Annotated in this window: 12 protein-coding genes; 10 read left to right on the top strand and 2 right to left on the bottom strand. The window is 69.7% G+C overall.

Translation table 11 applies throughout. The features are described 5' to 3' along the window. Nucleotides 1–47 precede the first annotated feature (47 nt). The 8 genes from recG (at nucleotide 48) to mutM (ending at nucleotide 7,692) form a co-directional block, all read left to right on the top strand. Entirely contained in the window at nucleotides 48–2,264 is a 2,217-nt protein-coding gene (gene recG / locus ABZV42_RS25150) for an ATP-dependent DNA helicase RecG (protein ID WP_355986651.1), read from the top strand. Nucleotides 2,265–2,433: 169 nt separating this feature from the next. Further along, nucleotides 2,434–3,060 carry a 16S rRNA (guanine(966)-N(2))-methyltransferase RsmD gene (gene rsmD / locus ABZV42_RS25145; protein ID WP_355986753.1) on the top strand — a complete coding sequence of 209 codons (627 nt, stop codon included), beginning with the start codon at nucleotides 2,434–2,436 and terminating at the stop codon, nucleotides 3,058–3,060. A 26-nt stretch (nucleotides 3,061–3,086) separates the two neighbouring features. Beyond that, a complete protein-coding gene (gene coaD, locus ABZV42_RS25140; RefSeq protein ID WP_355986750.1) occupies nucleotides 3,087–3,566 on the top strand; it encodes a pantetheine-phosphate adenylyltransferase in 480 nt (159 codons plus the stop codon). Between the two features lie 99 nt (nucleotides 3,567–3,665). Beyond that, a complete protein-coding gene (locus tag ABZV42_RS25135; RefSeq protein WP_356053629.1) occupies nucleotides 3,666–4,751 on the top strand; it encodes an ATP synthase F0 subunit B in 1,086 nt (361 codons plus the stop codon). 174 nt (nucleotides 4,752–4,925) lie between these two features. Next, entirely contained in the window at nucleotides 4,926–5,579 is a 654-nt protein-coding gene (locus tag ABZV42_RS25130) for a DUF177 domain-containing protein (RefSeq protein ID WP_355986645.1), read from the top strand. 2 nt (nucleotides 5,580–5,581) lie between these two features. Then, nucleotides 5,582–5,755, top strand: coding sequence for a 50S ribosomal protein L32 (gene rpmF, locus ABZV42_RS25125; RefSeq protein ID WP_006139588.1), 174 nt, complete (start codon nucleotides 5,582–5,584; stop codon nucleotides 5,753–5,755). Nucleotides 5,756–5,774: 19 nt separating this feature from the next. Continuing rightward, nucleotides 5,775–6,632, top strand: a complete 858-nt coding sequence (rnc, locus tag ABZV42_RS25120; protein WP_355986642.1) for a ribonuclease III — start codon at nucleotides 5,775–5,777, stop codon at nucleotides 6,630–6,632. A 199-nt stretch (nucleotides 6,633–6,831) separates the two neighbouring features. Then, entirely contained in the window at nucleotides 6,832–7,692 is an 861-nt protein-coding gene (mutM, locus tag ABZV42_RS25115) for a bifunctional DNA-formamidopyrimidine glycosylase/DNA-(apurinic or apyrimidinic site) lyase (RefSeq protein ID WP_356053627.1), read from the top strand. A gap of 8 nt (nucleotides 7,693–7,700) precedes the next feature. On the opposite strand, the gene ABZV42_RS25110 is transcribed toward mutM, so the two are convergent. Next, nucleotides 7,701–8,129 (bottom strand): helix-turn-helix domain-containing protein, encoded by a 429-nt coding sequence (locus ABZV42_RS25110; RefSeq protein ID WP_355986746.1) that lies wholly within the window; start codon nucleotides 8,127–8,129, stop codon nucleotides 7,701–7,703. A 159-nt stretch (nucleotides 8,130–8,288) separates the two neighbouring features. Continuing rightward, complete coding sequence (locus ABZV42_RS25105) at nucleotides 8,289–9,272, bottom strand: CAP domain-containing protein (protein ID WP_355986638.1); 984 nt, start codon at nucleotides 9,270–9,272, stop codon at nucleotides 8,289–8,291. 153 nt (nucleotides 9,273–9,425) lie between these two features. Between ABZV42_RS25105 and ABZV42_RS25100 the strand changes: the two genes are divergently transcribed. Together ABZV42_RS25100 and ABZV42_RS25095 are read left to right on the top strand one after the other, a co-directional pair. Continuing rightward, nucleotides 9,426–9,707 (top strand): acylphosphatase, encoded by a 282-nt coding sequence (locus tag ABZV42_RS25100; protein WP_328671683.1) that lies wholly within the window; start codon nucleotides 9,426–9,428, stop codon nucleotides 9,705–9,707. 381 nt (nucleotides 9,708–10,088) lie between these two features. After that, entirely contained in the window at nucleotides 10,089–10,292 is a 204-nt protein-coding gene (locus tag ABZV42_RS25095) for a hypothetical protein (RefSeq protein ID WP_028802434.1), read from the top strand. Nucleotides 10,293–10,304: the final 12 nt, after the last annotated feature.

Genomic DNA, 10,304 nt, shown 5'->3' with positions numbered 1-10,304 from the left:
AGCGGATTTCCAGGACGTATACGGCAATGTCAGTGCGGTGGTGTGCAATGGATCTCGTGCCCGTGCTCGAAGAACCACTGAAGAAGGCGCTCGGTCCCGCCACCGCGAAGGTGATGGCCGAGCACCTCGGCCTGCACACCGTCGGCGACCTGCTGCACCACTACCCCCGCAGATACGAGGAGCGCGGGCAGCTCACCCACCTCGCCGACCTGCCGCTGGACGAGCATGTGACGGTGGTCGCCCAGGTCGCCGACGCGCGCCTGCTCACCTTCGCCTCGTCCAAGGCGCCCCGCGGCAAGGGCCAGCGCCTCGAAGTCACCATCACGGACGGCAGCGGCCGCCTCCAGCTGGTCTTCTTCGGGCACGGCGTGCACAAGCCCCACAAGGAGCTGCTGCCCGGCACCCGCGCGATGTTCTCCGGCAAGGCCTCCGTCTTCAACCGCCGCCTCCAGCTTGCCCACCCGGCGTACGAGCTGCTGACCGGGGGCGGCGATGAGACCGTGGAGAGCGTCGACAGCTGGGCGGGCGCCCTCATCCCGATCTACCCGGCCACCGCCAAGCTGGAGTCCTGGAAGATCGCCAAGGCCGTGCAGACCGTGCTGCCGAGCGCCCAGGAGGCCCTCGATCCCCTCCCGGACTCGCTGCGGGACGGCCGTGGCCTGGTCACCCTCCCCGAGGCCCTCCTCAAGGTCCACCGCCCGCACACCAAGGCCGACATCCACGACGCCCGCGCCCGCCTCAAGTGGGACGAGGCCTTCGTCCTCCAGGTCGCCCTGGCCCGCCGCCGCCACGCCGACGCCCAGCTCCCGGCCGTCGCCCGCGTCCCCGCACCGGACGGCCTGCTGACCGCCTTCGACGCCAAGCTCCCCTTCACCCTCACCGACGGCCAGCGGAAGGTCTCCAAGGAGATCTTCGACGGCCTCGCCACCGAACACCCGATGCACCGGCTGCTCCAGGGGGAGGTAGGCAGCGGGAAGACGATGGTCGCGCTGCGCGCCATGCTCGCCGTGGTCGACGCGGGCGGGCAGGCCGCGATGCTCGCGCCCACCGAGGTGCTCGCCCAGCAGCACCACCGGTCGGTCACCGAGATGATGGGGGAGCTGGCCGAGGGAGGCATGCTCGGCGGCACCGAGCACTCGACGAAGGTCGTGCTGCTCACCGGCTCCATGGGGGCCGCGGGCCGCCGGAAGGCACTGCTCGACCTGGTCACCGGAGAAGCCGGGATCGTGATCGGCACGCACGCGCTGATCGAGGACAAGGTCCAGTTCCACGACCTGGGCCTGGTCGTGGTCGACGAGCAGCACCGCTTCGGTGTGGAGCAGCGCGACGCCCTGCGCGGCAAGGGCAAGCAGCCCCCGCACCTGCTGGTGATGACCGCCACCCCCATCCCGCGCACGGTCGCGATGACGGTCTTCGGCGACCTGGAGACCTCCGTCCTCGACCAGCTCCCCGCCGGACGCTCCCCGATCGCCAGCCATGTCGTCCCCGCCGCCGACAAACCGCACTTCCTTGCGCGCGCGTGGGAGCGCGTGCGCGAGGAAGTGGAGAAGGGCCATCAGGCGTACGTCGTCTGCCCACGCATCGGTGACGAGGAGGACGACCCGAAGAAGGGCGGGAAGAAGCCGTCCCCCGAGGACGACGCGGAGAAGCGCCCGCCGCTGGCCGTCCTGGACGTCGCCGCCCAGCTCGCCAAGGGCCCTCTCCAGGGGCTCAAGGTCGAGGTCCTGCACGGCCGTATGCACCCGGACGACAAGGACGCCGTCATGCGCCGCTTCGCCGCGGGCGAGACGCACGTCCTGGTCGCCACGACCGTGATCGAGGTCGGGGTGAACGTCCCGAACGCCACCGCCATGGTGATCATGGACGCCGACCGCTTCGGCGTCTCCCAGCTCCACCAGCTGCGCGGCCGCGTCGGCCGTGGCTCGGCGGCGGGGCTGTGCCTGCTGGTCTCCGAGATGCCGGAGGCGAGCCCGGCCCGTCAGCGGCTGAACGCGGTGGCCTCGACCCTGGACGGCTTCGAGCTCTCCCGCATCGACCTCGAACAGCGCCGCGAGGGAGACGTCCTCGGCCAGGCCCAGTCCGGCGTCCGCTCCTCGCTGCGCATGCTCGCCGTCATCGACGACGAGGAGATCATCGCGGAGGCCCGCGAGGAGGCGACCGCGGTCGTCGCCGCGGACCCGGACCTCGAGGGCCTGCCCGGCCTGCGCGTCGCCCTTGACGCCCTGCTGGACGAGGAACGGGAGCAGTACCTGGACAAGGGCTGAGCGGCGGCGACGGGCCGGACCCGGGCCGGGGTTGAGCGGCGGGGACGGGCCGGACCCGGGCCAGGGCCGAGTGGTGAGGACGGGCCGCACCTGGACCAGAGCCGAGCGGTGGGGACGGGCCGCACCTGGACCAGGGCTGAGCGGCGCCGACCGGCCCACGGCTGAGAGACTGGCAGGAACCGACACACCCCCAGCGCAAAGGACCCTCATGACCCGCGTGATCGCCGGCCGGGCCGGCGGACGCCGTCTGGCCGTCCCGCCGGGCACCGGCACCCGCCCCACCTCCGACCGGGCACGCGAGGGCCTCTTCTCCACCTGGCAGTCCCTGCTCGGCGGCCCCCTGGACGGCGAGCGCGTGCTCGACCTGTACGCCGGCTCGGGCGCCGTCGGCCTGGAGGCGCTCAGCCGCGGTGCCGGACACGCCCTGCTCGTGGAGGCGGAGGCCCGCGCGGCCAAGGTCATCCGCGACAACGTGAAGACGCTGGGCCTGCCGGGTGCCGAGGTCAGAGCGGGCAAAGCCGAACAGATCGTCCGGACGGTGGCGCCCGAGGAGCCGTACGACCTGGTCTTCCTCGACCCTCCGTACGCCGTCGAGGACGACGATCTTCGGGAGATTCTGCTCACACTCCGCACCGGGGGCTGGCTCGCGGAGGATGTGCTCGTCACCGTGGAGCGCAGCACCAGAGGCGGTGTGTTCGGCTGGCCCGAGGGTTTCGAGGCTCTCAGGGCCCGTCGTTACGGCGAGGGCACGTTTTGGTACGGTCGCGCCGCCTCTACGTGCGAAGACGCACGATGACCGGACCGGAGAGCGAGGGACCACTGTTGCGCCGCGCCGTCTGTCCGGGGTCATTCGACCCCATCACCAATGGACACCTCGACATCATCGCCCGCGCCTCCGCGCTGTACGACGTCGTGCACGTCGTCGTGATGATCAATCAGTCGAAGAAGGGCCTGTTCACGGTCGACGAGCGGATCGAGCTGATCCGCGAGGTCACGGCCGAGTTCGGCAACGTCCAGGTCGAGGCCTATCACGGCCTCCTGGTCGACTACTGCAAGCAGCGGGACATCCCGGCCATCGTCAAGGGCCTGCGCGCGGTCAGCGACTTCGACTACGAACTCCAGATGGCCCAGATGAACAACGGCCTCTCGGGCGTCGAGACCCTGTTCATCCCGACCAGCCCGACCTATAGCTTCCTCTCCTCGTCGCTGGTGAAGGAAGTCGCGAACTGGGGCGGCGACATCTCCCACCTGGTGCCGCCGGTGGTCCTGGAGGCGCTCACGGAGCGTCTCGGCAAGGGCTGAGCGACTGACTGTCCGTCACCCGGTGTCGGGCGGTACGGGAGTGGTCGTACAGTCGTCCCGTCCGTCTCCATCACGGCTGTAGAGAGTGGCGAGCACACGGTGGACGTACAGAAGAAGCTCGATGAGATCGTCTCGGCGGTCGGCAGCGCCCGTTCCATGCCCATGTCGGCATCGTGCGTGGTCAACCGCGCCGACCTGCTCTCGATGCTGGAGGAGGTCCGCCAGGCGCTGCCCGGCTCCCTCGCCCAGGCGCAGGAGCTGATCGGCGGACGCGAGGAGATGGTCGAGCGGGCCCGCCAGGAGGCCGAGCGGATCATCGAGACCGCGCACGCCGAGCGCGGTTCGCTCATCTCCGACACCGAGGTCGCCCGCCGCTCGCAGAACGAGGCCGACCGGATCCTCGCCGAGTCCCGCAAGGAGGCGGAGGAGGTCCGCGCGGAGGCCGACGACTACGTCGACTCCCAGCTCGCCAACTTCGAGGTCGTCCTCACCAAGACCCTCGGCTCCGTCGGCCGCGGCCGCGAGAAGCTCCTCGGCACCGGCCCGGGCCTGGACGAGCAGGGGTACGAGGACGAGGACGCCCCCGAGCGCAGCTACGACCCGGAGACCCTGCGCCGCAACGCCGACGACTACGTCGACGCCAAGCTCGGCGCCTTCGAGGCCGTCCTCGCCAAGACCCTGGAGGCCGTCGGCCGAGGCCGGGAGAAGCTCCAGGGCCGGATCGCCAGCGACGACCTCGGCGACCTGAGCTCCTTCGGGGACGACGGAACGCCCGGCGCGCACACCAGCGACGCCGACTACCTGGCCGGCCTCGCGGAGCTCGCCGACGAGCCCGAGCAGGGCGGCCAGAGCCGGGCCCAGGCCCCGGAGCAGGCCGCCCAGCCGTCCTACGGGCAGCAGGACGCGTACGCCTACCAGCAGCAGGCCGACCCGTACGGCTATCAGCAGCAGTACACCCAGCAGCAGGACGCCTACGGCTACCAGCAGGCCGACCCGTACGCCGCCTACCAGCAGCAGGGCTACGACCAGCAGGGCTACGACCAGAACCAGCAGGTCTACGCCCAGCAGCAGGCCCATGCCATGGACCAGCAGAACCACGCCCTCGAAGAGGCCAGCCTCTTCGACACCAGCATGATCAGCGCGGAGCAGCTGAGGGCGTACGAGCAGGGGCGCGGCGGCCACTGACCGCAGGGTCAGCAGGGGTCCGCGCCGCCGGCCGGGGCCCGGGCGCGCACCGGATTGGGCGGGGAGCGAAAGGTCCAGTATCCTGGCTCTTCGGTCGCGTCTACGTCCGCGATCAGCGCTGCCCGAGGAACTCCGAGGGTGGCGTTCCCCCGAGTTCGAAGATCGAAAGCAGGAATGGCTCTGAACGCCCGCCTCGACCACCGCAATCCTCTCGTGTTCGACACACACGAGCTGGGGCGGCGTCCTGGCGCGCTCCAGCGCCTGACTCGCACGATCGACGCTCCCGGGGATCTCGGGATCCAGGACGTCATCGGAGTACCGGAAGGTGCCCCGCTGGAGCTCGAACTCCGTCTGGAGTCGGTCATGGAAGGGGTGCTTGTCACAGGCACCGCCCGTGCATCGGCCAAGGGGGAGTGCGTAAGGTGTCTTGAGCCGCTCGAGCAGGTGCTCGAAGCGGACTTCCAGGAGATGTTCTCGTACCCTGACGCCGACGACCGGAGCCGCCCCAAGGCGGAACCGGCCGACGACGCCGAGGAAGACGAGGACATGCTCCCTCTCGAGGACGGATTGTTCGACCTCGAACCCGTGCTGCGTGATGCGGTGGTGCTCGCACTGCCGATGCAGCCGGTGTGCCAGGACGACTGCCCCGGCCTGTGCTCCGAATGCGGAGTACGGCTCGCGGACGACCCGGAACACCACCATGACGCCGTCGACATCCGTTGGGCGGCACTGCAGGGACTCGCCGGTTCACTCGAAGATGGCGAGAAGGACGATATGAGCGGCGGCGCGCTTCCATCAGCGCACGCCGACGAGAAGCAGGAGAAGTAGCCGTGGCTGTTCCGAAGCGGAAGATGTCGCGCAGCAACACGCGCCACCGCCGGTCGCAGTGGAAGGCTGCGGTCCCCACCCTGGTTGCGTGCGAGCGCTGCCACGAGCCCAAGCTGCAGCACATCGCGTGCCCGGCTTGTGGCACCTATAACAAGCGCCAGGTCCTCGAGGTCTGAGCGGCTGGTGAGAGGTCTGATGTCTGACGCCAAGGCGGATTCAACCGCCAAGAAAAAGGCGGACAACACAGCCTCGTCCCACACGCTTCTGGAAGGGCGGCTCGGCTACAAGCTCGAGTCCGCCCTTCTGGTGCGTGCACTGACCCACCGTTCCTACGCGTACGAGAACGGCGGTCTGCCGACCAACGAGCGTCTGGAGTTCCTCGGGGACTCCGTACTTGGCCTCGTGGTCACGGACACGCTGTACCGCACCCACCCCGACCTGCCCGAGGGCCAGCTGGCCAAACTGCGGGCCGCGGTGGTCAATTCTCGTGCACTGGCGGAGGTGGGCCGCGGGCTCGAACTCGGCTCCTTCATCCGGCTCGGCCGGGGCGAGGAAGGCACGGGAGGCCGGGACAAGGCGTCCATTCTCGCCGACACCCTTGAAGCGGTGATCGGCGCTGTGTATCTCGACCAGGGACTGGAGGTGGCGGGCGAACTCGTCCACCGGCTCTTCGACCCGCTGATCGAGAAGTCCTCGAATCTCGGTGCCGGCCTGGACTGGAAGACCAGTCTCCAGGAGCTCACCGCGACCGAGGGGCTCGGGGTTCCCGAGTACCTGGTCACGGAGACCGGCCCGGACCACGAGAAGGTCTTCACTGCTGCCGCCCGCGTCGGAGGCGTCTCGTACGGCACCGGCACCGGCCGCAGCAAGAAGGAGGCGGAGCAGCAGGCCGCGGAATCCGCGTGGCTCGCCATCCACTCCGCCGCGGACGAGCGTGCCAAGTCGGCCCAGGCCGCCGAACAGGCGGCTCATGCCGCCCGGCAGTCGGCCGAGGACATCGAGGAGAGCACCGACGCCTCCTCGGCGCCCACCACCGACACGGCCACGGCCTGAATCCTTCAGCCCGCTGACGTACCCCGGTACGCGCAGCACCCGAAGCAAGTCGCACCACAGGACCCCGTCACGGCGCACGCGCCGCGGCGGGGTCCGCGCGTTCTCCGGCCCGGGGACGAGTCGCTCCCCGACGGCCGCCGCCGGGTGCGATGTACCCTTCCGGCATCACCCGCCGAGCCCGCCCCTCAGGAGGAATCCCGTGCCCGAGCTGCCCGAAGTCGAAGTCGTGCGGCGGGGTTTGGAGCGCTGGGTCACCGGACGGGTCGTCGGATCGGTGGACGTCCGCCACCCCCGGGCCGTGCGGCGGCATCCGGCGGGGCCCGACGGCTTCGCGAAGACGCTCACCGGGCACCGGGTGGGGCAGGCGATGCGCCGCGGCAAGTACCTGTGGCTGCCGCTGGACGACTCGCCGTACTCCGTGCTCGCGCACCTCGGCATGAGCGGGCAGCTCCTCGTGCAGCCGGAGGACGCCGCGGAGGAGAAGCATCTGCGCATCCGCGTCCGCTTCGAGGACACGCAGGGCACCGAGCTGCGCTTCGTCGACCAGCGCACCTTCGGCGGGCTGTCGCTGCACGAGAACACCGCGGCCGGTCTCCCCGACGTCATCGCGCACATCGCCCGCGACCCGCTCGACCCCCTCTTCGACGACGCAGCGTTCCACACCGCGCTGCGGGCCCGCCGGACGACTCTCAAGCGCGCCCTGCTCGACCAGTCACTGATCAGCGGCGTCGGGAACATCTACGCGGACGAGGCGCTGTGGCGCTCCAAGCTGCACTACGAACGTCCCGCGGGGAGCATGACCCGGCCGCGTACCGCCGAACTCCTCGGTCACGTCCGCGATGTCATGAACGACGCCCTCGCCGTCGGAGGCACCAGCTTCGACAGCCTGTACGTCAACGTCAACGGCGAGTCGGGTTACTTCGACCGCTCGCTCGACGCGTACGGCCGTGAGGGCGAGCCCTGCCACCGCTGCGCGACCCCGATGCGGCGACGGCCCTGGATGAACCGCTCCAGCTACTTCTGCCCACGCTGCCAACGCGCACCGCGCCCGGCGGTCTGACGCCGAGGCTATGCCTGGTCCTGCCGGGCCTCGCGGGCCTCGTCGTAGTGCCCGCGGGCTGCCAGGACGTCGTCCATACGGCCCTCGACGAAGCCGATGAGGGACAGCAGACGTTCGGCGACCTCGCGGCCCAGCGGTGTGAGGGTGTAGTCGACGCGGGGCGGGTTCGTGGGCCGCGCGTCACGGTGCACCAGACCGTCGCGCTCCAGCGCGTGCAGGGTCTGCGAGAGCATTTTCTCGCTGACGCCGTCTACCCGGCGGCGCAGCTCGTTGAACCGGAACGTCCCGTCGTACAGTGCCCCCAGCGTGAGGGAGCCCCAGCGACCGGTGACGTGCTCCAGCGTGCCCCGGGACGGGCAGCCGCGGGCGAACACGTTGTACGCGAGGTCCTTGCCGCCGTCGCACACGGCACCCTCGTCGCTCCCGGAGCGCTCCATGATCCGCGCGGACGATTCCATACACCCAGCATACTCAGCCACAGCGCCAACCAAAGGGTTGCGCTGACTCCTGGTTAGCTCGGTGCGCCGGCGTTCCCGGGCCGACACACGACATGGCCGACCCCCCCGAGCGGGCCGGCCATGTGATCAGCGTTCAGCTCAGTAGCCGAAGTCCTGTGTCCACCAAGGGCCGCCCTCGGCGAAGTGGACTCCGACGCCGAGGGTCTTGAAGTCGCAGTTCAGGATGTTGGCCTTGTGGCCGGGGCTGTTCATCCACGCGTCCATGACGGCTGCCGCGTCGGCCTGGCCGCGGGCTATGTTCTCGCCGCCGAGGCTGGTGATGCCGGCCTTCGCCGCACGGTCCCAGGGGGTGAGCCCGCTCGGGTCGGTGTGGTCGAAGAAGGCCCGTGCCGCCATGTCCTCACTGAAGGTCTGGGCCAGGTCCGTCAGGGCGCTGTTCGCGGCGACCGGGCTGCAACCGACCTTGGAGCGCTCGTCGTTGACGAGCTTGAGCACCTCGGTCTCGGCGGCGGCCTGCGCGGACACGTTCACCGGGGCCTTGGCGACCGGCGCCTTGGTCGCGGTCTTCGAAGGCGCCGGAGCCGCGGGCTCCTTCGTCTTCACGTCCTTGGTGGGCTCGGCGCTCGGCTTCTTCGAGGGCGCCGTCGTGGTCGGAGCGGCCGACGGCGAGGTGGAGGTCGAGGGGGCGACGGTCGAGGGGGTGGTCGCGCGGCCGGAGCCACGGCTCGTCGACGTGCCCTCGCGGGCGTCGGCGCTGCCGGAGGTGCCGCCCTGCTGGGTGTCCACACTGGACGGCGAGCTCGCGGCCTGGATGCTGTCGGAGTTGTTGCTGCCACCGCCGAGCGCGTAGTTGTCGGCGCCCGGCACGACACCGGCCGCGACGGCCACGGTGCCGATGGCCACGGCCGCCGAGACGCCGAGCAGTCCCGTCTTGACGGGGCTCGGACCCCTCCGCTTGCGGTGCGAGCGGGCGGAGGCGGCGGACGGGAGATCGGCGACGGCCGCGTAGCCGTAAAGGTTCTCCGGGCCGTAGCTTTCCGTGTGGGTCCCGCTCGTTTCTGTGACTCCGGTGGCGCGCCCTGTGGCGGCGCGGCCGGCGTCGGAGCGTCGGTGGCGTCCCATCTCTTGGGCCTTCCTCGATCTTGAGTCAGCGATCCTCACCTGAAACTCACCCGGAAGAGTGAGTTTCTAATGAGACTCATTGGGTCGGGACGGTACCCCATGGCAAGAGAGGAGGATGTGCTCCACGAGACATTGTCCGGTTAGCGTGCAGCCATGAACGAGGTTTCACGGCTGGTCGTCTGGGTCCGCGGACGGGTTCAAGGTGTGGGTTTCCGCTGGTTTACGCGGGCGAGGGCATTGGAGATCGGCGGGCTGAGTGGTTTTGCTCTCAATCTCGACGACGGACGTGTCCAGGTGGTCGCGGAGGGCCCCCGGGCCGGCTGCCAGAGTCTGCTCGACTGGCTCCAGGGAGACGACACGCCCGGCCGGGTGGACGGAGTCACTGAGATCTGGGACACGCCCCGCGGAATCTACGACAGCTTCGCCATCCGCTGACGGAGGCGCCCGCGAGGCCTCCAAAAGGTGGCGTGGCGTATGCCAACGGCACCCGTCAGTAGTGGAAACTGCCTGGTGGTTGCCAAGAACGGCTCGAAGTGGCAGGCTCCCGAGATAACGATGATCCCGACGCCCCGAGGGTCCTACCGGAGTCGCAGTGCCGCCGTTTCACAAGCCGCGCGACAGTGGGTTGCCCGCCGATACGGGGCGTGATCGTGTTGACCGTCAAACTTTTTGGTGAGACGCTGAAAGCCCCGCGCACCCTAGCTGTTTGGCATGTGGAACGGCAGCAGGACATCAGCAGTGTCAAGCATCGCGGGTGCGATTCCCTCACGACCCACACCGCTTCGGTCGGTCACTCAGTGTGGAGGACCATCCATCATGGCAAAGGCGCTTCTCGGTTACGTCGGCGGTTCCGACCCGCGACTCATTGCCGAGATGCGACGGCTCCAGCAACGCGTCCAGGACCTCGAATCCGAGCTTGTACGGATCCAGGCCGAGAACGACGCGCTCGCGGCTGCCGCTTCTCACGACTCGCTTCTCGAGAGCATCGACGTACCCCAGGCGGAGCCTGCGCTCACCTGATCACTGCACCGC

The organism is Streptomyces sp. NPDC005281 (assembly GCF_040607495.1).
Lineage (GTDB): Bacteria > Actinomycetota > Actinomycetes > Streptomycetales > Streptomycetaceae > Streptomyces.
Note: the sequence above shows the minus strand (reverse complement) of the source record. Positions and strands in the feature narration are given on the sequence as shown.

Bases quoted from the DNA above. Each gene is read 5' to 3' on its own strand.
- recG (WP_355986651.1), top strand. From the start codon at position 48: ATGGATCTCGTGCCCGTGCTCGAAGAACCACTGAAGAAGGCGCTCGGT.
- ABZV42_RS25130 (WP_355986645.1), top strand. From the start codon at position 4,926: ATGGCTCTGAACGCCCGCCTCGACCACCGCAATCCTCTCGTGTTCGAC.
- rnc (WP_355986642.1), top strand. From the start codon at position 5,775: ATGTCTGACGCCAAGGCGGATTCAACCGCCAAGAAAAAGGCGGACAAC.
- ABZV42_RS25110 (WP_355986746.1), bottom strand. From the start codon at position 8,129: ATGGAGCGCTCCGGGAGCGACGAGGGTGCCGTGTGCGACGGCGGCAAG.
- ABZV42_RS25105 (WP_355986638.1), bottom strand. From the start codon at position 9,272: ATGGGACGCCACCGACGCTCCGACGCCGGCCGCGCCGCCACAGGGCGC.
- ABZV42_RS25100 (WP_328671683.1), top strand. From the start codon at position 9,426: ATGAACGAGGTTTCACGGCTGGTCGTCTGGGTCCGCGGACGGGTTCAA.
- ABZV42_RS25095 (WP_028802434.1), top strand. From the start codon at position 10,089: ATGGCAAAGGCGCTTCTCGGTTACGTCGGCGGTTCCGACCCGCGACTC.